At 70.0% G+C, this 21,664-nt stretch carries 17 protein-coding genes and 2 tRNA genes; 10 read left to right on the forward strand and 9 right to left on the reverse strand.

Going from position 1 to position 21,664, the window contains the following annotated elements; all coding sequences use genetic code 11:
- The first annotated feature begins 36 nt into the window (after window positions 1–36).
- The 4 genes from KALB_RS05415 to KALB_RS05430 all read left to right on the forward strand — a co-directional run bounded on the left by KALB_RS05415 (window position 37) and on the right by KALB_RS05430 (window position 3,605).
- Entirely contained in the window at window positions 37–2,124 is a 2,088-nt protein-coding gene (locus tag KALB_RS05415) for an ATP-dependent DNA helicase UvrD2 (RefSeq protein ID WP_025354709.1), read from the forward strand.
- 131 nt (window positions 2,125–2,255) lie between these two features.
- Entirely contained in the window at window positions 2,256–2,474 is a 219-nt protein-coding gene (locus KALB_RS05420) for a hypothetical protein (RefSeq protein WP_148309357.1), read from the forward strand.
- A gap of 178 nt (window positions 2,475–2,652) precedes the next feature.
- The gene (locus KALB_RS05425) at window positions 2,653–3,036 is read left to right on the forward strand and encodes a WhiB family transcriptional regulator (RefSeq protein ID WP_025354711.1); all 384 of its coding nucleotides are present in this window, start codon (window positions 2,653–2,655) and stop codon (window positions 3,034–3,036) included.
- Between the two features lie 350 nt (window positions 3,037–3,386).
- Window positions 3,387–3,605, forward strand: a complete 219-nt coding sequence (locus tag KALB_RS05430) for a hypothetical protein (protein WP_025354712.1) — start codon at window positions 3,387–3,389, stop codon at window positions 3,603–3,605.
- Between the two features lie 4 nt (window positions 3,606–3,609).
- On the opposite strand, the gene KALB_RS05435 is transcribed toward KALB_RS05430, so the two are convergent.
- The 4 genes from KALB_RS05435 to KALB_RS48170 form a co-directional block, all read right to left on the reverse strand.
- A complete protein-coding gene (locus tag KALB_RS05435; protein ID WP_042220262.1) occupies window positions 3,610–4,584 on the reverse strand; it encodes a hypothetical protein in 975 nt (324 codons plus the stop codon).
- Window positions 4,585–5,898: 1,314 nt separating this feature from the next.
- Window positions 5,899–7,209: an ABC1 kinase family protein gene (locus tag KALB_RS05440; RefSeq protein ID WP_025354714.1), complete on the reverse strand. Its 1,311-nt coding sequence runs from the start codon at window positions 7,207–7,209 to the stop codon at window positions 5,899–5,901.
- Between the two features lie 65 nt (window positions 7,210–7,274).
- Window positions 7,275–8,351, reverse strand: coding sequence for a hypothetical protein (locus KALB_RS05445; RefSeq protein ID WP_025354715.1), 1,077 nt, complete (start codon window positions 8,349–8,351; stop codon window positions 7,275–7,277).
- Window positions 8,352–8,456: 105 nt separating this feature from the next.
- A complete protein-coding gene (locus KALB_RS48170; RefSeq protein WP_169743523.1) occupies window positions 8,457–8,621 on the reverse strand; it encodes a DUF5679 domain-containing protein in 165 nt (54 codons plus the stop codon).
- 175 nt (window positions 8,622–8,796) lie between these two features.
- Here KALB_RS48170 and KALB_RS05450 point away from each other — a divergent pair, with 175 nt between their 5' ends.
- Window positions 8,797–9,333 carry a M48 metallopeptidase family protein gene (locus KALB_RS05450; RefSeq protein ID WP_025354716.1) on the forward strand — a complete coding sequence of 179 codons (537 nt, stop codon included), beginning with the start codon at window positions 8,797–8,799 and terminating at the stop codon, window positions 9,331–9,333.
- 63 nt (window positions 9,334–9,396) lie between these two features.
- Here the strand turns inward: KALB_RS05450 and KALB_RS05455 are convergent, their stop codons facing one another.
- Window positions 9,397–10,722, reverse strand: coding sequence for a zinc-dependent metalloprotease (locus tag KALB_RS05455; RefSeq protein ID WP_025354717.1), 1,326 nt, complete (start codon window positions 10,720–10,722; stop codon window positions 9,397–9,399).
- A gap of 84 nt (window positions 10,723–10,806) precedes the next feature.
- On the opposite strand from KALB_RS05455, the gene KALB_RS05460 reads away from it, so the two are divergent.
- Entirely contained in the window at window positions 10,807–11,919 is a 1,113-nt protein-coding gene (locus tag KALB_RS05460) for a S16 family serine protease (RefSeq protein ID WP_081789200.1), read from the forward strand.
- A 46-nt stretch (window positions 11,920–11,965) separates the two neighbouring features.
- Here KALB_RS05460 and KALB_RS05465 read toward each other — a convergent pair whose 3' ends face one another.
- The gene (locus tag KALB_RS05465; RefSeq protein ID WP_025354719.1) at window positions 11,966–12,523 is read right to left on the reverse strand and encodes a PPA1309 family protein; all 558 of its coding nucleotides are present in this window, start codon (window positions 12,521–12,523) and stop codon (window positions 11,966–11,968) included.
- Between the two features lie 157 nt (window positions 12,524–12,680).
- Here KALB_RS05465 and KALB_RS05470 point away from each other — a divergent pair, with 157 nt between their 5' ends.
- The 3 genes from KALB_RS05470 (at window position 12,681) to KALB_RS05480 (ending at window position 16,290) form a co-directional block, all read left to right on the forward strand.
- Entirely contained in the window at window positions 12,681–15,647 is a 2,967-nt protein-coding gene (locus KALB_RS05470) for a UPF0182 family membrane protein (RefSeq protein WP_025354720.1), read from the forward strand.
- 68 nt (window positions 15,648–15,715) lie between these two features.
- Window positions 15,716–15,789, forward strand: a tRNA-Met gene (locus KALB_RS05475).
- 427 nt (window positions 15,790–16,216) lie between these two features.
- A tRNA-Met gene (locus KALB_RS05480) sits at window positions 16,217–16,290 on the forward strand.
- A gap of 230 nt (window positions 16,291–16,520) precedes the next feature.
- Here the strand turns inward: KALB_RS05480 and KALB_RS05485 are convergent.
- Window positions 16,521–16,709 (reverse strand): hypothetical protein, encoded by a 189-nt coding sequence (locus tag KALB_RS05485; protein ID WP_236650323.1) that lies wholly within the window; start codon window positions 16,707–16,709, stop codon window positions 16,521–16,523.
- Between the two features lie 229 nt (window positions 16,710–16,938).
- Window positions 16,939–17,859, reverse strand: a complete 921-nt coding sequence (locus tag KALB_RS05490; protein ID WP_025354722.1) for a hypothetical protein — start codon at window positions 17,857–17,859, stop codon at window positions 16,939–16,941.
- Window positions 17,860–17,971: 112 nt separating this feature from the next.
- Between KALB_RS05490 and KALB_RS05495 the strand changes: the two genes are divergently transcribed.
- The gene (locus KALB_RS05495; RefSeq protein WP_158510713.1) at window positions 17,972–19,642 is read left to right on the forward strand and encodes an ABC transporter family substrate-binding protein; all 1,671 of its coding nucleotides are present in this window, start codon (window positions 17,972–17,974) and stop codon (window positions 19,640–19,642) included.
- Window positions 19,643–19,957: 315 nt separating this feature from the next.
- On the opposite strand, the gene KALB_RS05500 is transcribed toward KALB_RS05495, so the two are convergent.
- Window positions 19,958–21,658, reverse strand: coding sequence for an ABC transporter family substrate-binding protein (locus tag KALB_RS05500; RefSeq protein ID WP_025354724.1), 1,701 nt, complete (start codon window positions 21,656–21,658; stop codon window positions 19,958–19,960).
- Between the last annotated feature and the right edge of the window lie 6 nt (window positions 21,659–21,664).

Genomic DNA, 21,664 nt, shown 5'->3' on the forward strand with positions numbered 1-21,664 from the left:
GCTTTGACTGTCGGTGGGCTCTGCGAGGATGCCGGTATGGACGCCGAGAACGGGTTGCTGGAGGGACTCGACCCCGAGCAGCTCGGTGCGGTCAGCGCGCCGAGGGGCCCGGTGTGCGTGCTCGCGGGCGCCGGTACCGGCAAGACCAGGACGATCACCCGCCGGATCGCGCACCTGGTGCAGCGCGGCCACGTGGTGCCCAGTCAGGTGCTCGCGGTGACCTTCACGAAGCGGGCCGCGGGCGAGATGCGCACCCGGCTGCAGGCGCTGGGCGTCGCGGGCGCCCAGGCGGTCACCTTCCACGCCGCGGCCCTGCGCCAGCTGCGCTACTTCTGGCCGCGGGTCGTCGGCGAGGCGCCGTGGGAGGTGCTCGACGGCAAGCTGCGCCTGGTCGGGCAGGCCGCGAGCCGGGTGGGTGCGCCGACCACCTCGGAGGCCCTGCGCGACCTGGCCAGCGAGATCGAGTGGGCCAAGGCCTCGCTGACCACGCCCGAGGACTACCCGGCAGCCGCCTCGCGGGCCCGGCGGGACGCCCCGCTGCCCGCGGAGCAGGTGGCCCGCGTCTACCAGGGCTACGAGCAGCTCAAGACCAGGGCGCGGATGGTCGACTTCGACGACCTGCTGCTGCACACCGCGGCGATCCTCGAGGACCACGCGGACGTGGCCGAGGAGTTCCGCGACCGCTACCGCTGCTTCGTGGTCGACGAGTACCAGGACGTGACCCCGCTCCAGCAGCGCGTGCTCGACGCCTGGCTGGGCGCGCGCGACGACCTGACCGTGGTCGGGGACGCCAACCAGACCATCTACTCCTTCGCGGGTGCCTCGCCGCGGCCGCTGTTGAACTTCCCGCGCCGGTTCCCCGAGGCGGTCGTGATCCGGCTGGAGCGTGACTACCGGTCGACCCCGCAGGTCGTGCTGCTCGCCAACCGGGTCATCAGCGGTGCTCGGGACCGGCCGGCCGGGTCGCGGCTGCGGCTGATCGGCCAGCGCCCGGACGGGCCGGAGCCGAAGTTCAGCGAGTTCGACGACGAGCAGGCCGAGGCCGACGCCGTGGCTGGCCGGATCAAGGGCCTGCTCGACAAGGGTGTGGCCGCCAGCGAGATCGCCGTGCTCTACCGGGTCAACGCCCAGTCGGAGCTCTACGAGCAGGCGCTGACCGAGGCGGACATCCCGTACCAGGTGCGCGGCGGCGAGCGTTTCTTCACGAGACCCGAGGTGCGGCAGGCGATGATCGCCCTGCGCACGGCCGCGGGTTCGGGCCGTTCCGGTGAGCTGCCCGGGGTCGTGCGCGAGGTGCTCAACCCGCTTGGGCTGACTCCCGACCCGCCTGCGGGCGGCGCGGCGCGGGACCGCTGGGATTCGCTGCTGGCCCTGGTCGAGCTGTCCGAGGAACTCGTGAGCACCGTGGAGGGCGCCGATCTGCCACGGTTCGTCGGCGAACTGGAACTGCGCGCCGAAGCGCAGCACCCGCCGACCGTGGAGGGCGTGACGCTGGCCTCGCTGCACGCGGCGAAGGGGCTCGAGTGGGACGCGGTGTTCCTGATCGGGCTGACCGAGGGCACCATGCCGATCCAGCACGCCGAGTCCGACGAGGCGGCGATCGAGGAGGAGCGGCGCCTGCTCTACGTCGGAGTCACCCGTGCGCGTGAACATCTGTGGCTGTCGTGGGCGTTGTCCCGCACCACGGGCGGTCGGCGCAGCAGGCGGCGTAGCAGGTTCCTGCACGGTCTGCTGCCCGAGAACCACCCGGCCTCGAACACCCCGTCGGGCAGGCAGCGGGACGTGGTGTTCCCCAAGGCGGTGCAGCGCACCTGCCGGATCTGCGACAGCGGGCTGGTCAGCGCGACCGCGGTCAAGCTGGGCCGGTGTGAGAGCTGTCCATCCGATGTGGACGAGGAGCTGCTCGCGCGGCTCAAGCAGTGGCGCAAGGCCAGGGCCACGCAGCTGCGCGTGCCGGTCTACGTCGTGTTCACCGACAACACCCTGACGGCGATCGCCGAGCAGCGACCGGTGGACACCGGCGGGCTGGTGGCGATCCCCGGCATCGGCCCCACCAAGCTCGACAAGTTCGGCGCCGACGTGCTTGCCCTGGTCAGGGACGGTGCGGGCCTCGGCGAGCCCTGACCGCCAGAACTTCGTCAGAGGATTTTCTAAAACCGGTTGCACGGCTGCTGACAGGGGCAATAACCTGCAGGAGCCGGTCAGGAAGTGCCCGGCCGAAGTACGAACCCGATACCAGTGAGGAGGTGGCCACGATGAGCTCGATGTACATCCTCGACGCCCCTGGCTACCCGACCACTGGGGCTATCGCCATGTCTGGCGTGAGCAGGAGCGGTGAAGTCGGTGCACGGGGTCTGCAGCAGCAGTCTGCCCAGTGGATCGATCGCGCCCTGACCAACGCCAAGTCGGCGGCCACCAAGGCCGTCAAGGTTCGTACCCACCTTCTCTCGTCCGCGTCAGAGCGAGGTACCTGACCCCACGTCAGGACCATCAGGCTCACGAAGGCCGCGGACCCGGGAACGGGACCGCGGCCTTCGTGTTTTTCCAGTACCCGTGCACCACCTGAACACAACACGGCAGGACATGCACACCAGCACGCACACGCCAGCCCACAGCAGCACGAGCACGACTGACTCAGGGAGGACCTCGCTCATGTTCACCGCCACCGTTCCGATAACCGGCACCGGACTGCCCGACTTCTCCGCGCCCGCTGGGGCCGGGGTCGCCGAGTTGCTCGACACCGCGCCGGGTGCCGGGCTCGACCTGCCCTGCCGCGCCAACAACCCCGACCTCTGGTTCGCCGACGCTCCCGCCGAGCTCGAGCGCGCCAAGACGCTGTGCGCCACCTGCCCGGTCAAGGCCGAGTGCCTGTCCGCGGCGCTGGCTCGCCGCGAGCCGTGGGGTGTCTGGGGCGGAGAGATCTTCGAGCGTGGGGTGGTCATCCCGCGCAAGCGGCCCCGTGGCCGCCCGCGCAAGGAGGACCGTGTCGCCGAGACCGGCGTCAGCACCGCTCGGAATCAGGAGGCAGCCGCGTGAACACCTTCAGCACCTTCACCGCAGTTCCGAGGATTTTCGACCAGCACACTGAGGGGACCCGCGCCATGTTGCTCCATGAAGAACTCGCCAAGATCCGGATACGTGAGGCGCTGCGAAGCGCCGAGGAGCAACGCCGGGCCCACCGGCTGGTCGTCGCCCACAGGTGGCGGCGAGTAGCCGGTTGGGCTGCCAGGCGAGCTGAACGCTCGGCCTCGCGTCACGTATGAGGTGAGTCGGCGACCGCCCCTGTCCAACTGGGCAGGGGCGGTCGCCTCGTCATGTGCTGCACAGACGTGCTGTCGAGCCGAATTGGCCGCCCCAACGGGCCTGGACTGGCCTAGCGTCGTGCTGTGACCGACAACACCGAAGAACTGGTCGGCGAACAGTCCGCCGCGACCCTGGTGACCTGCTCGACCTGCGGACGCCTGCGTGATGTGCACGCGAACTCCGTCGAATCGCTGGCCTGGGCCTGTGAGCGGGAGCGTGGTGTTGTGCGCTGGATGTGCCCGACGTGTGCCCGCGCGCACGTGCGTGACATCGAGGGCAAGCTGCCCGCCGAGTACTGGTGAGCGGCTAGCGACCCGGGGTCGACCGGAGTTGGTCCGCCAGTCCGTGCACCGGTGGGCGAATGCGTCGAGTGGCGCGGTGGAATGCCTGTACCAGATCGCGCCGGACCCCGGCGGGGTCTGTGCGCAGTCTGTCCCGAGCTGTGCGCAGCACCAGGATGCCGCTGCCGGTCAGCCCGGACTGGCGCGGTGAGCCACTGCGCTCTCCAGCGCCGAGCCGGAAGTCCTGCGTGCCGACCTCCCAGGCCAGGGCCACCTCGTCCCACCACGCGTCGACAACACCAAGCAGGATTCCGCTCGCGTTGCGGACCGGGACGTTCCAGCGCGGTGGCGGTATCGGGCAGGTCCGGACGATTCGGCGAGCCCAGCCCTGTGCAAGGGACAACACGCCGTCGGACACAGCGCGCAGTGCGGCCCTCGGCGCCGCTGTGCCGCGCTGGCTGCCCGCGTCGAGCTCCTCACGCAGGTCGCTGACCCGGCATGCACCGCAGCGGACCGGCTCGGCCAGTAGCGCCCGCAACCGCTGGGCATCCCGTTCCCGGCGAGCCGCGTCCAGTACCGCGCGGGCGACCGGAGCGTAGATCAGGCCGTCCTCGGTGATCGTCTCGGGCATTCGCGTTGTGCGCTCGGTGATCGCGAAGCCCTCGCCGGCCACACGTCGGGTCGCCGGTACGAGCACGTGCACGTCCTCCGGGATCGGCAGGTGCAGTTCGTGCCGCAAGCACGCGGCGTCCACGCCGGTGATCACTGCGCCGTCTCCCGCGTACAGCAGCGCTGCTCGCAACTGCTGGCGCCTGGTCGGCGAGCCGCTGGAGAGCAGCACCACGCCCGGCAACAACCGCTGCCAGGGCCCGCCCGGACGGCAGCGCACCGAGATCGCTGAGCCTGAGACGCCGCTGGCACGCAGGTCCGCGGTGCGAACCACACCGTCGGGTACGGAGGCCGGCAGCAGTGCCAGGTCGATCGACGAGGTCTGGTTCATGACTCGATCGTCCGGCTGGCTACACGCACGCGGAATACCGATTGTGCATCTGTGGACAACTCCGGCGAGCGAATGTGGCGTTGGTACAAAAGCCGCACTCAGCCTGTGGACAACTCGGCGCGTGCGGGTCGCTGACAAGCTGGATGAGAAGTACGGACCTGCAGGTCGGAGTGGGATTCCTGCTTGTCTCGGCAGCGGTGGGGTGCAGTGAGTTGCCTGGGGACAGAAGGAGGCAGGCCGGACGAGTCGCCAACCAAGGGGGCAGATGCGTGTGGCCGGGGGAGGGCCATGACTCACGTGTTGCCGCACGGGCCTTGCACACAGCTGGCTGGGGCTGGTGCGGACTGCGGGCTGGGCGGCACTGGGCAGTGGCCGACTCGCGTCCAGGTGGCCAGGGCCTCGCCACGGCTGGACGGGACTCGCCGACTGCACGGCGGGACTCGTGCGCGGTTGGGTGGAGTCTGCCGACGGTTGGCCGGGACGCGCGTGCAGATGGCGGGGTCGCCGGTGGTTGGGCGGGATTGGTGTGCAGGTGGGCGGGAGTCGGGCCTGTGCGGGCGGGACTCGCGCGTGGGTGGCCGGGACGCGCGTGCAGGTGGGCGGGACTCGTGGACTGGTCGGCGCGACTCGTCTGTGATGGGTGGAGTTCGCCGGTGGCTGGCCTTGACTCGCCTGCAGCTGGGCGGAGCTTGTGGACTGGTCGGCGGGGCTCGTCCTGCGGCTGGATGAGGTTCGCCGGTGGCTGGCCAGGACTTGGGTGCAGGTAGGTGGGGCTCGTTTGCGGCTGGCCGGGACCCGCCGGTGGCTGAACGGGACCCGCGAGCGGCTCAGCGGGACTCGCCTGCGGTTGGCCGGGGCTCGCCGACTGCACGACGGGGCTCGTTTGCGGCTGGGCGGGGCTTGTGGACTATTCAGTGGGACTCGCCTCCGGTGGGTCGAGTTCGCAGGGGTTGGCCGGGACTCGCCGGTGGCTGGGGGCGGGGCTTGTGGACTGGTCGGCGGGACTCGTCTGCGGTTGGACGGAGTTCGCTGACTGCTCGGCGGGACTCGCGCGCGGTTGGGTGGAGGCCGCCGACGGTCGGCGGGGACGCGCGTGCAGGTGGGTGGGAGTCGCCGGGGGCCGAGCGGGATCCGTGTGCAGGTGGGCGGGAGTCGGGCCCGTGCGGGCGGGACTCGCGTATGGCTGGCCGGGACTCGCGCGTGGGTGGCCGGGACCCGCGAGCGGCTCAGCGGGACTCGCCTGCGGCTGGCCGGGACTCGCGTGTGGGTGAGCGGGGTTCGCGTGTGGGTGGGCGGAACTCGGGCGGGGGTGGGTCAGTCGGCGAAGCCGGGTTGCCAGCGGGAGACGATGTCGCGGGCGGGGACCTCGGCGTCGAGTTGGCAGAGGATGCCGGTGGCGCCCATCGTCACGCGGTGGATGAGCAGGTACTGGGGCGGCAGGTTCAGGGACCGGCCGGTGCGGAAGTCCTGGCCGCGCAGGTCGCCGATGCGCTCGGCCTGTTTCTGCAACCACTTGCGGGTGAACTTGAAGCTGTCGGCGCGCAGTGGTTCGACGAACGGTCCCAGGTAGTCGACCACGTCCTGGGCCTGCACCGTGCTGTCAGGGCGCACGAAGTGCTCGTTGCGCAGCAGGTCGAGCAGTTCCTCGGAGCGCTGCTCCAGCGACAGGCGGGTCATCAGGCCGAGGGGCCGGGGCAGGCCTTCGGGCAGCCGGGCGACGGCGCCGAAGTCGAGCACGCAGAGCCTGCCGTCCTGGGTGAGCATGAAGTTGCCGGGGTGCGGGTCGGCGTGCAGCAGCCCGGAGCGGGCCGGTGAGGAGAAGTGGAACTCCGAGAGCAGCAGCCCGGCCCGGTCCCGGACGGACTGCTCACCATCGCGGATGACCGAGGCGAGCGGTGTCCCGGTCACCCACTCGGTGACCAGCACCATCGGTGCGCTGGCCACGACCTTCGGGATCACCACGTGCTCGTCACCGTCGAAGCTCTTGGCGAAGGCGCGTTCGTTGTCGCCCTCGGTGCGGTAGTCGAGCTCCTCGACCATCCGGTCCTGAAGCTCGGTGAGCAGCGGCTTGACGTCGGCGCCCGGCACCAGTGCCTGGAACACCCGGCTGAACCGCTGCAACTGGCGCAGGTCGGCGAGCAGGGCCTCGTCAGCCCCCGGGTACTGGACCTTGACGGCCACCTCGCGGCCGTCGTGCCAGACCGCGCGGTGCACCTGGCCGATGCTGGCGGCTGCCGCAGGGGTGTCGTCGAACTCGGCGAACCGCTTCGTCCACGAGCGACCCAGCTGCGCGGCCAGCACCCGGTGCACGGTGCGTGCTTCCAGCGGCGGCGCGGCGGCCTGCAACTTGGTGAGCGCCTCCCGGTAGGGAGCGGCCAGTTCGTCGGGCACCGCGGCCTCGAACACGCTCAGCGCCTGGCCGAACTTCATGGCCCCGCCCTTGAGCTGACCGAGCACGGCGAACAGTTGCTCGGCGGTCTTGGCGGACAGCTGGGAGTTGACCTCCTCGGCGCTCTGGCCGATCAACCGCTTCCCCCAGCCGCCGACCACGCGGCCTGCCATGCCCAGCGGCAGGCTGGCGAGCTTCGCGGTCCGCTGGACGGCCTTGCGAGGGATCTCGGTCACCCGGTGATTCTCCCCCTTGGGTGGCGGGTGGGTTCAGTGATCTCCTCCACCCAGCGAGTGTTCTCCTACACCGTAGCCTCCTCGGACTTGGCCGCGCCGCAGTAGCAGTCGGGGTGCGGGGCCCAGACCCGGTGGGACAGCGTGGCGCGCACCGGGTCCACCTCGGTGGTCCGGTTCCACAGCGCGGGGCCGCCCACCCCGGTCAGCAACCAGTCCAGGGCCAGCAGGGCCTGGGCCGTGCCGAACCCGGCGGTCATCTGCGCACCGGGCAGGTCGGCGGGCATCGTCCTGCCCGCCACCTGGACGGCTACCGAGGGCCAGGTCGGGTCCAGGTCGGCCCGTTGCAGGTCGACGCAGTGCAGGCAGCAGGTCCTCCCGGGAAGCACCAGCGGGCCCACCGCCCCGGTGCCCTCGCGCATCCTGATCACCAGGTGCGGGGTGTTCTCCGCGACCAGGGGGCCGATCACCTGGGGTGGCGGCACCACGAGGTCGGTGAGTACCACGAGGTCCGGCCGCCGAGTCGGCGGCAACCGGTCGGTGCACACTCCGCTGATCGCGCGGTGCACCGCATCGACCGCCGCGATCTGCCTCGGCCGTCCGATGTCGGAGTCCAGGTAGCCGGTGCCGGTGTCCTCGGCGAGCACCTGCCCCTCGGCGACCACACGCACCCAGCCGACCCCGGAGGCGGCGAGCAGCACCGCCACCGCGACGGCGATCCGCCCGTCGCCCCGTACGACCACCGCCGCGCGCTCGCGGGCGGCGGCCATGCGACCGCGCGGCTCACCGGTGCGCAGGGCCCACACGGTCGCGTCGGCGGACAGCCGTGCGGGCGCACCGACACCGAGCCCGTCCTCGGGTGAGGCGTCGTCGAGCAGTCCAGCCGCCGTCAGCTGGGTGAGCAGCTGGACGGCCCGTGCCGCCTCGTCCGGCGCGTGCAGGGCGAGCAGCTCGGCCACGGTCCGCTCCCCGTTGAGCGCGGACAACAACGCCACCAGCGGGGCGCTGAGCCCCTCGGCCACGATCCCGTGCCTGGTGTCCATGCCGATCTGGACCTCGTGCTCGCCGCGGCGCAGCACCACGAGTCCCGGCAGCACCCGTGGGCGCCTTGGCAGTCCGCTCAGCTGCTGGTCGGTGAGGTCCATGACCCCAGGCTGGCAGTTCGGGCGGATCCGGCAAAACGGTTGTCCACAGGCGCGGGAAGCCATCCACAGGTCACGACCGGGGGATTGACAGCGCCCCGCTGAGGGCTACTTCACCGGGCTCGCGGCCTTGCCGAGGATCCGGGCCATCTTGGTGCCGCAGGTGGGGCAGGATCCCTTGGCCATCCGGCGGCCGTTGCTCTCCTCCACCTGCCCCGAGAAGTCGCGCTTCTCCCGGCACTTGACGCAGTAGCCGTTGTAGGTCTCGGCCACGACAGCCTCCCTTGATTCGGCGCACTTTCGGGCAAGCTACCTGCGGAAACGCGTGCTCGCGGGCTGGCGTGGGGGGTACCGGCCGGTTACCACCCGGCAGAGGGACACCCGGCCGTCGCGTGCCGACCGCCACGAGTCGGGGTCGGCTGTCGGTGCCTGGACGTACGGTGAACCCGTGGCTGAACCGCAGGTGGAGGTGCGCCGCAGCCGTCGACGACGTCGGACGGTCACGGCCTATCGAGAAGGTGACACCGTCATCGTGCTACTGCCCGCCCGGATGACCAGGGCGGAAGAGGAGCACTGGGTGGCGGAGATGCTGCACCGGCTGCAGCGCAGCGAGACCCGTCGCCGTTCCCCGGCCAGGGACTCGGACGCGGCGCTGTTGGCCAGGTGCGCGGAGCTGTCCGCGCGGCACCTGGCGGGCAAGGCGGTGCCGGCCAGCGTGCGCTGGGTGCCGCCGATGCGCACGCGCTGGGCCTCGTGCACGCCCTCGGACGGCACGATCCGGGTCAGCGAGCGGCTGCGCGAGGTGCCCTCGTGGGTGCTGGACTACGTGCTGGTGCACGAGCTGACGCACCTGTTGGTGCCGGGGCACGGCCCGGACTTCTGGAAGCTGGTGCGGCACTACCCGCGCACGGACCGCGCGGTCGGCTACCTGGAGGGGCTCTCGGCAGCGGCCGGGCTGGGCATCGCACAGGACGACCCGCTGTGAGCGTGTCGCCATGGCGGCATTCGGGACACCACAGGTCCCCGGTGCCGCCATGACGACCGGCGGTCAGCCCTCGGTGGGGCCGTTCTCCTCGCGCTTCTCACGCTCGGCGCGCTCCAGTGCGGCGATCGGGTCGTCGAGTTCCGCGTAGGTCACGCCCAGGCGCTCGGCGAACTCCATCGGGTCGTCCAGGTCGGCTGAGGTGGGCACCAGGTCCGGGTGCGCCCACACGTCGTCCCGCTTGTCGATGCCGTGCTGGTCGCCGACCAGCCGCCACAGCGCGGCCGCGGCACGCAGCCGGCGCGGGCGCAGCTCCAGGCCGACCAGGGTGGCGAAGGTCTGCTCGGCGGGGCCACCGCTGGCCCGGCGCCTGCGCAGGGTCTCGCGCAGCGCGTCGGCACCGGGCAGCCGCTCGCCGACGGCATCGGCCACCACCACGTCCACCCAGCCCTCGACCAGCGCGAGCAGGGTCTCCAGGCGGGTCAGCGCGGCCTTCTGCTCGGGGGTGGTCTGCGGTTCGAGCACGCCCGAGCGCATGGCCTCCTCGATGCTGCCGGGGTTGCTCGGGTCGACCTGGGAGGCCAGCTGCTCCAGGGCGCTGGTGTCCACCTTGATGCCGCGGGCGAACTCCTCCACGGTGTCCAGCAGCCGCTGCCGCAGCCACGGCACGTGCGTGAACAGGCGCTGGTGGGCGGCCTCGCGGGCGGCCAGGAAGACCAGCACCTCGCTGGCCGGGCGCTCCAGGCCGGAGGTGAACTTCTCGATGTTGGCGGGCAGCAGGGCCGCGGTCGCGTCGGGGCCAAGGGGCAGCCCGACCTCGGTCGAGGTCAGCACCTCGCCCGCGAGCTGCGCCAGCGCGTTGCCCAGTTGGGAGCCGAAGGCCATGCCGCCCATCTGCCCGACCATCGCCAGCAGCGGGCCTGCCGCCTGCTTGGCCTCCTCGGGCAGGGCCTCCACCCAGGCACCGGAGATGCGCTGCGCGACCGGGTCGAACAGCCGCTGCCAGGTGGGCAGGGTCTTCTCCACCCAGTTGGTGGCCGACCACGCCTGCGCCACGCGGGCACCCGCGGGCAGGGTGGTCACCGGGTCGAGCCACATCTCGGCCAGGTGCACAGCGTCGGCCACCGCGCCCGCCTGGTCGGCGCCCGAGGTGCCGCCGGACTGGGCCAGCTGCTGCACCGCGATCTGCCTGGCCAGGTCGTAGTTGACCGGGCCGCCGCCGGAGGACTGGGACTGGCTGAGCATCTGGCCCAGCTGGCTGAGCATCTGACCGAGCTGGCTGATGTCGAAGGGCGGCATACCGCCAGGGGGCACCGCGCCCCCACCGGACTTGCCATCCCCGTGGTCGTCGGGGTTCGGTGGCGGGCTGAACCCGAACGGGAGATCGGTCATACCCCCCACGGTACGCGGCAACCGACCGGCACACCGGGCGCGGTGAACAACCCCCACACCCGACAGGCCGTACCCTGTCGGGTCGTGACTGCGCAAACGGAGCACTCCGGCCAGGATCGCGCCGAGGGTGGCGGGCCGGCCACGCCGGTCGTGCCGCCGCGCGGCAGGGGCGGCCCCGGCCGCCGCACGTGGACGCTGGTGTGGAGCTTCCTGCTGGTCGCGGTGGTCGGCCTGCTCGGCGGCGTGGTGCAGGTGCCCTACGTCGCGCTGGGCCCCGGCCCCACCTTCGACACGCTCGGCGTGGTCAACGGCAGCAAGGTCGTGGACGTGCAGGGGCAGGAGACCTTTCCCACCAAGGGACACCTGACGATGACCACGGTCTCGCTCACCGACAGCGTGACCCTGTTCGGCGCGCTGGGCCTGTGGGCGAGCGGCCGCTACTCGCTGGCCCCGCGTGAGGAGTACTTCAAGCCGGGGGAGTCGCAGCAGGACGTGCAGAAGGAGAACGTCCAGCAGTTCACCGACTCGCAGACCAACGCGCAGGTCGCCGCGCTGCGCTACCTCGGCTACCCGATGAAGGTGCTGGTCGGCACGATCACCAAGGACAGCCCGGTGAACGGGGTGCTCCAGGCGGGGGACCGGCTGGTCTCGGTCAACGGCAAGAAGGTCTCCACCTCCGAGGACGTGCAGAACTCCTTGAAGGACACCAAACCGGGGCAGGCGATCCCGGTCGCCTTCCAGCACGGCACCGAGGCCGAGCGCACGGCCACGGTGACCCTCGGCCGCAGCGAGGACCGGGCCTGGGGCTTCATGGGCATCACCCCGCTGGACCGCCCGGACGTGCCCTTCCAGGTCAAGATCAGCCTGTCCGACGTGGGCGGGCCCTCGGCCGGGCTGATGTTCGCACTGGCCATTGTGGACAAGCTGACCCCGGACGGGCTGGACAACGGCCAGTGGATCGCGGGCACCGGGGAGATCGACGACCGCGGCAACGTCAAGCCCATCGGTGGCATCCCGTTCAAGATGATCGCCGCCAGGGAGACGGGGGCCACCGTGTTCCTGGCGCCCGCGGCGAACTGCTCGGAGGCCAAGCAGCGGGTGCCCGACGGGCTGCGCCTGGTGAAGGTCAACAACCTGGGCGACGCGGTGTCCGCACTGCAGGCGCTCAAGGCGGGCAAGGACGTGCCCGGCTGCTGAGGACTTGTTCGCCCTGGGCGTAATCAGCCCAGGGCGAACGCGACTGCTAGGGCCGCAGGGTCTGCATCAGCGCGTCGGTCAGGTTCGGCGCCAGCTCGGGGTGCTCCACGATCTCGTCCGGGCGCTCCTGGTCCCCGCGCAGCCGTAGCACGCACGCGATCGAACCGTTGCGCAGCACAGCGGCCACGAGCCGGGCCTCCCTGCGCTGCGGGTGCTCGGCGGCCACCCTGCGCAGCACCTCGGTTTCCTGCGGAACCGAGTCCAGCTCCTGTTCGGCACCCGGCGGCAGCACCACGATCTCCTGGGCGAGCGCGCAGCCCGCGACCACCTCGGGCCACTCGATGCCCGACAGCGCCTCCCCGAGGTCCTGCTCGGGCAGCGGGTCCTGGGCCACGGGGGTCAGCTCGGCCGCAACGTCCAGCTGGTCGGCGAGCTCCGGCTGCTGCGCGAGCAGCTCGGCCGTGCGCACCAGCGCGAACATCTGCGGTGGCTGGTCCCAGCCCCCGGTCGAGACGAAGTCCTCCACCTCGCGGGCGATGCTGGGCAGTGGTGACTGGGCTGCGTCGACGGCGTTGTCGTCGTTGTCGGCTGGCACGCCGCACATGGTCGCACCCACCCCCGACACCGCGCGCCGCACCGTGCGCGTTCGCGGGTGTCCCGCCCGTGGAACTCAGGCGCCCCTCCGTACAGTTGTCACCGGTGAACGGCCCACACGCCGGGCCGGCACCACTGGACACCGATCGCAACCGTAGGAGAGTGACGTGGCTACTCGGCCTCCCGTCGGACTGCCCACGTTGTCCCGGCGCAGCCGCATCCTGATCGCCGTCGGGGTGGTCGTGCTGATCGGGCTGATCCTCAGCTCGCGGCTGCTGTCGACGTACATCGACTTCCTCTGGTACGGGGAGGTCGGCTTCCGCTCGGTGTTCAGCACAGTGCTGCTGACCAGGGTCGTGCTGTTCCTGGCCGTCGGCCTGGTCGTCGGCGGTGCGGTCGCGCTCAACCTGCAGCTGGCGTACCGGAGCAGGCCGGTGTTCGTGCCCCTGTCCGCGCCCGACGACCCGGTGGCCCGCTACCGCGCGGTCGTCACGCGCCGGCCCAAGCTGTTCGGCATCGGCATCCCGGTGCTGGCCGGTTTCCTGTCCGCGGTGGCCGCGCAGAACGACTGGCAGCAGGTGCAGCTGTTCCTCAACGGCGGCAGCTTCAACCAGGTCGACCCGATCTTCAAACTGGACGTCGGCTTCTTCGTCTTCCAGCTGCCCTTCTACGAGTGGGCGCTGAACTGGCTGTTCATCGCGACCGCGCTGTCCTTCTTCGCCGCGCTGGTCACGCACTACGTGTTCCAGGCGATCCGGCTCGCCGGCCGGGGCGGCCAGCTGTCCGGCCCGGCCCGCATCCAGCTGTGCGTCATCGCGGGCGTGTTCGTGCTGTTCAAGGCGGTCGCGTACTTCTTCGACCGGTTCGACCTGCTGTTCTCCACCAGCAACCCGCTGGCCAACGGCGCCAACTACACCGCGCTCAACGCGGTGATGCCCGCCAAGCTGATCCTGCTGTGCATCGCGGTGTTCTGCGCGCTGGCCTTCTTCGCGGGCGCCTTCCTGCGCAACCTCCAGCTGCCCGCGATCGCCACTGTGCTGCTGATCCTGTCCAGCCTGCTGATCGGCGTGGCCTGGCCCGCCGTGCTGCAGCAGTTCTCCGTGTCCCCCAACGCCAAGGACAAGGAGTCGGAGCCGATCTCGTACAACATCTCCGCCACCAGGCAGGCGTACGGGATCACCGAGGACAAGGTCAGCTACAAGCCCTACGACAACAAGCCCACCGCGACCCCGGACCAGATCAAGTCCGACGCCGCCACGGTGGGCAACGCCCGGCTGCTCGACCCGAACGTGCTGTCCGCGACGTTCACCCAGTTCCAGCAGGGCCGCAACTTCTACGCGTTCCCGAGCAAGCTGGACATCGACCGGTACTCGGTCAACGGGCAGACCAACGACTACATCGTGGCCGCCCGCGAGGTGAACACCGGGGCGCTGGCCGACAGCCAGAAGAACTGGATCAACCAGCACCTGGTGTACACGCACGGCAACGGCTTCGTCGCGGCCAAGGCGAACACGGTCAACTCCGGGGGCTACCCCGAGTTCACCACCAGCGAGCTCGCCGCGGACGGCAAGTCGGTGACCCAGGGCGCCATCCACGTGGACCAGCCGCGGATCTACTACGGCGAGCTGGAGACCAGCGCCGACTCCTACGCCATCGTCGGCGCCCAGAACGGGCAGGCGGGCCAGGAGTACGACACCGACAGCAGCACCTACACCTACCAGGGCGCCGGTGGCGTGCCGCTGGGCAACTGGTTCAACCGGCTGGTCTTCGCGGCCAGCTACAGCGAGCGCAACATCCTGTTCAACTCCAGCATCGGTGACGACTCCAAGATCCTGTACAACCGGGACCCCAAGACCAGGGTCAAGATGTCCGCGCCCTGGCTGACCGTGGACAGCGACCCGTACCCCGCGGTGGTCAACGGCAAGATCGTGTGGATCGTCGACGCCTACACCACGCTGGCCAACTACCCGTACGCGCAGCAGACCCAGCTCGGTGACGTCACCAACGACTCGCTGACCACGATCGCCAACGCGCCGAGGCAGCAGAACACCAGCATCAGCTACATCCGCAACTCGGTGAAGGCCACCGTCGACGCCTACGACGGCAGCGTGTCGCTCTACGAGGTGGACAACAACGACCCGGTGCTCAAGGCCTGGGAGAAGGTCTTCCCCGGCACGGTGAAGCCCACCAGCGACATCTCCCCGGAGCTGCGCCAGCACTTCCGGTACCCGGAGGACCTGTTCAAGGTCCAGCGCGACCTGCTGGCCAAGTACCACGTGTCCAACCCGCAGGACTTCTACTCCAACGTCTCGTTCTGGAACGTGCCCGCCGACCCGACCCTGGACAGCTCCAGCACGCAGGCCATCCAGAACCAGTCCCAGCCGCAGCCCCCGTACTACATCCTGTCCGGCAGCCAGAACGCGGCCAGCGCCGCGAGCTTCCAGCTCACCAGCCCGCTGGTGTTCCAGGGCCGCGACTTCATGTCCGCGTACGTGTCGGCGGCCTCGGACCCAGGACCGGACTACGGCAAGCTCACCGTGCTGCAACTGCCCTCGGACACCCAGACCCCGGGCCCGAAGCTGGTGCAGACCCAGTTCATCACCAACAACGGCAGCCAGATCAACCTGCTCAGGCAGCAGGCCACCACGCTGAAGTTCGGCAATCTGCTGACCCTGCCGGTCGGCAAGGGCCTGCTCTACGTGGAACCGGTCTACGTGGAGCAGAGCGCCAACCAGAACTCCTCGTACCCGCAGCTGTCCCGGGTGCTGGTCAGCTACAACGGCGGCATCGGGTTCGCCGCCACCTTCGCCGAGGCGCTCAACCAGGCGCTGACCGGCGCGACGCCCAGCACCCCGCCGCCCAACAACGGGCAGCCGGGCAGCAGCACGCCGACCACCACGCCGAACTCGCCCTCCGGTGGTCAGCTCAGCCCGGACCTGGCCAAGGCCGTCTCCGACATCGAGACCGCGCTGAAGAACATCAAGTCGGCGCAGTCCAGCGGTGACTTCGCCGCGCTCGGCCAGGCGTACAAGGCCCTGGACGACGCGACCAAGCGGTTCGACGCGGCCAAGGCGGCGGCGCCGACCGGCAACCAGACGCCCACCTCGACCAGCACGCCGCCCAGCGGAGGATGACCCCGGTCACCTGAAGGCCACCCGATTTGCATCGGGTGGCAACCACCCCGTATAGTTCTAATTACCGACGCGGGGTGGAGCAGCTCGGTAGCTCGCTGGGCTCATAACCCAGAGGTCGCAGGTTCAAATCCTGTCCCCGCTACTCAGCAGGCAGCCCGTATTCGCGGAGAACGCGAATGCGGGCTGTTTCGCGTGATTGTGGGGCTCTCGCCCCACGCCCCAAGCCAGGAGGGCTCCGCCCCCTGGACCCCCGAGTGGCGAGCCTTCGGCCGCCTTCGATCGGCGTGGTTGGTTCGGCGAGCCTTCGGCCGCCTTTGATTGGGTGTGGTTGGGGGTGTGGGGTTCGGCGAGCCTTCGGCGGCCTAGGGCTGATCGACGGGGTGGGTTCGGCGGGCTTCGGTTGTCTGGGGGCGGTCAGCGGGGTGGGTTTGGGGGGCTCCGTTTCTGGTTGGCTGGAGGGTGAGGTGGGGCTCGACCGGGGGATTTGGGGTGCGATGTGGCTGGTCAGGGGGTTTTCGGGGGGCGATTTGCATCGGGTGGCAACCACCCCGTATAGTTCTAATTACCGACGCGGGGTGGAGCAGCTCGGTAGCTCGCTGGGCTCATAACCCAGAGGTCGCAGGTTCAAATCCTGTCCCCGCTACAAAGCTAGGTGGCCCCTATTCGCGGAGAGCGCGAATAGGGGCTTTTTCGCGTGATTGTGGGGCTCTCGCCCCACGCCCCAAGCCAGGAGGGCTCCGCCCCCTGGACCCCCGGCGGCGAGCCTTCGGCCGCCCCCGGTGGGTGAGACTGTGGCCGCAGGCGGGTGGGCAGCGGGTCCCCTGGCCCACGCCGGGGGCGATCCCCGGGTCCCCGGCGTGGGTCGGTGGTGCGTCAGCTCATGTTCTCGACCCAGAAGTGGGCACAGGACACGGAGCAGACCCGGCCCTCACCGGTCACCTTCCGGTGCTTGCGGATCTGCTTGCCGCACACCACGCACTCGTCCTTGCCCGCCTGTCCTGGAACCCCCGCTGCGGCCCAAGCCCGTGCGCTCTTCACGACCTTGTGCTCCATCCACTTCATCCCCACGGCGGCACCTCCGTCCTGGCGTTGGGTGAGCGCCTGCCCACCCCGTCGGTGATGGTCCCGTGACCTGAGGCCCACTCGAAGGGGCCGCGCCGAACTCCACCGATTCGGAGGATCATGGGATCCCCAGCTTGGGCGTACGTCGTCGCCGAGGGTCACCGTCACGCGTTCCGGGGGTCGCCGGAACACTGCAACAGACCCAGGTCCACCCACCAGGTGTGGGCGTTCAGGACGGGTCCGAGCCCCGCAGGGCGGCCAGCCACAGCGCCACCGAGGCCATCACCGCGGTGGCGCCCAGCCAGCCGGCGACCCCGCCGTCGTCCAGGTACGCCCAGAGCAGGCCGATCAGCGGGGCGGGCACCACGAGCACGGCATCGGCCCGCAACTGGGCGAGCACCCCGCGAGCGGTCGCGATCCGCGCACGCACCGAGTCGTCGACCTCGGAGGGGTTGTCCACCCGGCGGCCCCTCGGCTCGGTGCGGGTGACGAGCCCGGAGGGGTACAGCCGCACCCCATCCACCTCGGCGGCGACCAGCCGGTCCTGTCGCGGGTCGCCGAACAGCCGCACGGTGCTCGGTGTGGGCAGCGTCACCAGCACCGGGTCGAAGTAGACGGGGATCCAGCGCTGGGGCAGCGACTCGATCTCCAGCCAGGACCGGGCCACCAGCCCCGACTGCACGCGCACCCGGCGCAGCAGCACCTCCTGGGCGGGCTTGCGGTGCAGGCGGGCCCGGGAGGCCACGCGCACGGCGCTGACGGCCAGCACAGCCGCCAGGGCGAGCAGCGTGACGGTCAGCTCGGCCCCGGCCCGGTCGGCCTCCACCAGCGGCACGGCACCGGGCACGACGGCGTGCTCCGGGGCGGCGGGGTCGTAGCCCACGCGCAGGTGCGAGCCCACGCGCGGTGGGGCAGCGTCGAGCGGCACGGTGGCGGTCGCGGTGCGGCCGTCGGGCAGCGGCCAGCTCACCCGGACCGAGTCCGGCGAGGCGGCCTCGACCCGGGCGGTCGCGCGGGCGGTCAACGGTGCGAGCTGGGCTTGGGCACTGGTCAGGGTGCTGGCGGTGACCAGGGCCACGGCCCCGCAGGTGACCGTCACCACAGCGGTGGCGGCCAGCCCGTGCCGGAGGGCACGAGTCGCGAAGTGCACGGGGCAAACCTCCGTCCGTAGGTTCCCGAGGTGTGGGAACGGGGCAAGACTATGAGCTGGCTTTTTTAGGGTGATGGTCTGGACCTGGGGGAGTACTGGGAAGGGCTGCATCGTGACTCGACTGACTGGTGCCGTGCTGGCGATCGCCGCATCGGCGCTGCTGCTGTCGGCCTGCGGGGGAGCGGCGGGCTCGGGTCCCCCGCCGACCAAGGAGATCGGCAAGAACGACATCAACCCCAAGCCGCGCGACCAGGTCAAGGACGGCGGGGTGCTGCAGTGGGGCGTCGACGCCTACCCGGCCAACTTCAACTGGTTGCATGTGGACGCCACCGACGGGGACATCCCCGCCGTGGTGCAGTCGTTCATGCCGACCCCGGCGATCTCCGACGCCAACGGCACCTGGTCGCCGAACCCGGCCTACCTCACCTCCTTCACCGTGGTCTCGCAGGACCCGCAGAAGGTGGAGTACAAGCTCAACCCGAAGGCGCACTGGAGCGACGGCAGCCCGATCACCTGGGCCGACTACCAGTCCCAGTGGCAGGCGCTCAACGGCAAGAACCCGGCCTTCCAGGTGCAGAACACCGCGGGCTACGCGAGCATCTCCGACATCAGCAGGGGCGCCGACGACTACAGCTTCACCGCCACCTACAGCCCGAAGCTGGCCGAGTGGACGAACCTGTTCCCGATCCTCTACCCGAAGTCGATGACCTCCAGCCCGGAGCAGTTCAACTCCGGCTGGAAGGACGGCCCCAAGCTCACCGGCGGGCCGTTCAAGATCGACAACCTGGACCTGACCGGCAAGAACGTCACCGTGGTGCGGGACACCTCGTTCTGGGGCCAGCAGGCCAAGCTGGACAAGATCGTGTTCAAGTACTACGCCAGCGCGCAGGTCGAGGTGGACGGCCTGGCCAGCGGGGCCTACGACTTCGCGAGCGTGGCCTCGGACATCGACGCCTACAAGCGCACCAGCGTGATGCCGGGGGTCAGCGAGCGCAGGGCGAACCTGCCCAACTACCGGGCCGTGGTGCTCAACGGGGCGGGCAACTCGATCCTGGCCGACGCCGGGCTGCGCAGGGCGATCATCAAGGGCATCGACCGGGACCCGATCGCCAAGGCGGAGATCAGCCAGCTCATCCCCGAGGCCAAGCCGCTGGGCAGCCACATCTACATGGCGGGCTTCCCGGGTTACCAGGACAACTCGGTGGGCTACACCTACGACCCGAAGGCCGCCGCCAAGGAGCTCGACGAGCTGGGCTGGAAGCTGAGCGGGCAGACCAGGGCCAAGGACGGCAAGCCGCTCAAGATCCGCGACGTGATCCCGGCGGGCACCAAGTCGGCCCTGGACGAGGCCAAGCTCGTGCAGCAGCAACTGGCCGCGATCGGCGTGCAGGTGGAGATCACCCAGTACGACCGCAACACCTTCTTCGAGCAGCACATCACGCCCGGTGACTTCGACATCGCGCACTACGCGCAGATGTGGGACTTCGCCCCGCCGGTGAACATCGCGCACAGCTACTTCGCGGTGGGCTCCCAGCAGCTGAGCAACCCGGGCCGGGTGGGCAGCCAGCAGGTCAACGACCTGCTCGACCAGGCCTCCGCGGAGCTGGACCTGGGCAAGCGCCAGCAGCTGATGAACCAGGCCGACAAGCTGCTGTGGGAGCTGGGGCACTCGCTGCCGCTCTACCAGCGGCCCTCGATCGTGGCCACCCGCAGCACCCTGGCCAACATGGGCAACGCCGGGCTCGCCAGCTTCCAGTACGCCGACATGGGCTGGCAGAAGTAGTCACGTTCGGTGAATATTTTGCTCTCACGTGAGTGATAGCTGAGGGATCTTCGCTTCACCCGGTTGCGACCGCGACTTGGGTGGGCGAAGAAACCGCAGGTCAGGGTTGGTGTCGTGCGGGCGACAGTGCGGAGACAGCGCCGCGACAGTGGCAGCGTGTGAAATAGGTGTCGCCGGGTCGGGTGGTTGAGCAGTCATCCCGCGCTGACTGACTGGGGGTTGGCGCGGTAGGGCGATCCACACGCTCCCACCCGGCTCGTGCCTGACAGCGCAACGGGGTCCCTGGCCGGGGACCCCGTCGCTGTTCCGCCGAGCTCAGCTCGTCTTCAGGAAGCCGATCTTGGCGTAGTCGATCGGGTTGTAGGCGAAGCCGATGGCACCCCAGTTGGCCACCGAGGTCTTCACCCCGGTCGCGCCCGGGATCTGGTAGAGCGGCAGCTCGCCGCCGACCTTCCAGAGCAGCTCGTCCACCTGCTGGGTCAGCTCGACCCGCTTGGCCTCGTCCGGCTCGGCCAGCGCCTTGTCGTACAGGTCGTTGATCTCCTGGTTGCCCACGTGCCCGTAGTTCTGCTGCACGTCCTTGGGGTCGTTCAGGTTCAGCTTGTAGATCGTCTTCTGCCCGCTGAGCGGGAAGGTGGAGGCGAACCAGCGGAAGTTGGTCAGGTCGAAGTCGCCCACGTTGATGTACTTCTTGAAGAAGTCGGCGGTGGGCACGGCGTTGATGGTCAGCTTCACCCCGACCTCGCCCAGCTGCTGCTGCAGCAGCTTGCCCACGTCGTTGGCCGCGGGCGTGCTGGAGCTGACGTAGCTCAGGGCGAGTTCCTTGCCGTCCTTGGCCCTGGTCTGCCCGTTGAGCTTCCAGCCCGCCTCGTCCAGGTCCTTGGCGGCCTTGGCCTTGTCGAACTTCAGCAGGTCGGAGTGGTCCTTGTAGTTCTTGCTGCCCTGCGGGAAGAAGTGGTTGCCCAGGGTCGGCGGGTTGGGCAGCACCTTGCCGATGATGGCGTTGGCGATGGCCTTGCGGTCGATCGCCTCCAGCACGGCGATGCGCACCTTCTGGTCGGCCAGGATCCGCCCCGCCGCCCCGTTGGTGGTGATGTGCGCGGTGTCCGGGGTGACGGCCTGGCGCACGGCCACGTTCGGCGTGGACTTGAACCGGCTCACCGCGTCGACCAGGCCGTTGGCGTCGGCGAAGTCGATGGCCCCGCTGGCCAGCGCGTCGGGCTGGGTGGCCCGGGAGATCAGCTTGAACACGATGGAGTCCAGGTGCGCCTTGGTGCCCCACCAGGACGGGTCACGGGTGAGCGTGACGGTCTTGGAGGTCTGGTCGTAGCCGCCGAACTTGAACGGGCCCGCGGTGATCTTCGGCTCGGCGACCCAGCCCTTGTTGAACTCCTCGGGGCTGCTGGTCAGCTCCTTCGGGTACAGCGGGGTGAAGGTGTTCTGCCACTCGCCGAAGGTGCCCGCATAGGTGACCTTCACGTCCAGGTCGTCGCTGCCCCGCTCGACCTTGGTGATGTTCTCGTACCCGGTGGAGTCCGACAGCTGGTAGTCGGGATTGCGGCCGTTGGCGGCCTGCCACTGGGACTGGAAGTCCTCCCAGCTGAAGGATCTGCCGTTGCTCCACCTGGCCTTGGGATTGATCTTGTACTCGACCACCTGCGGGTTGCCCGCGGTGACCTCGGCCGAGTCCAGGTAGTCCTTGTTCATCGTCACGCTGGCGTCGGGGTTCTCGGTGAACAGCGAGGGCATCACCGCGCCCTGCATGCGCTGGTTGTCCAGCGGGGTGCCGTCAACCTGCAACCGGTTCCAGTTGTCCATCGGGGTGTCGATGGGCCACTGGAGCGTGCCGCCGTCCTTGATGTCGGAGGCGGGGTGCGGGTTGATGTCGTTCTTGCCGATGCTGTCCTGGCTCGGCGCGTTGAGCTGTGCCCCGCCACCACCACTGCCGCACGCACCCACCGCGGTCACGGCCGCGAGTGCGAGCACCGCGACCGACACGGCCCTGCTGTAGCGCATGAGCTG

It is taken from the genome of Kutzneria viridogrisea DSM 43870 (genome assembly GCF_000525635.1).
GTDB classification, from domain to species: Bacteria; Actinomycetota; Actinomycetes; order Mycobacteriales; family Pseudonocardiaceae; genus Kutzneria; species Kutzneria viridogrisea.

Bases quoted from the DNA above. Each gene is read 5' to 3' on its own strand.
- KALB_RS05465 (WP_025354719.1), bottom strand. From the start codon at position 12,523: ATGTGCGGCGTGCCAGCCGACAACGACGACAACGCCGTCGACGCAGCC.
- KALB_RS05425 (WP_025354711.1), top strand. From the start codon at position 2,653: ATGTTCACCGCCACCGTTCCGATAACCGGCACCGGACTGCCCGACTTC.
- KALB_RS05485 (WP_236650323.1), bottom strand. From the start codon at position 16,709: ATGAAGTGGATGGAGCACAAGGTCGTGAAGAGCGCACGGGCTTGGGCC.
- KALB_RS05445 (WP_025354715.1), bottom strand. From the start codon at position 8,351: ATGGACCTCACCGACCAGCAGCTGAGCGGACTGCCAAGGCGCCCACGG.
- KALB_RS05420 (WP_148309357.1), top strand. From the start codon at position 2,256: ATGAGCTCGATGTACATCCTCGACGCCCCTGGCTACCCGACCACTGGG.
- KALB_RS05500 (WP_025354724.1), bottom strand. From the start codon at position 21,658: ATGCGCTACAGCAGGGCCGTGTCGGTCGCGGTGCTCGCACTCGCGGCC.
- KALB_RS05455 (WP_025354717.1), bottom strand. From the start codon at position 10,722: ATGACCGATCTCCCGTTCGGGTTCAGCCCGCCACCGAACCCCGACGAC.
- KALB_RS05415 (WP_025354709.1), top strand. From the start codon at position 37: ATGGACGCCGAGAACGGGTTGCTGGAGGGACTCGACCCCGAGCAGCTC.
- KALB_RS05435 (WP_042220262.1), bottom strand. From the start codon at position 4,584: ATGAACCAGACCTCGTCGATCGACCTGGCACTGCTGCCGGCCTCCGTA.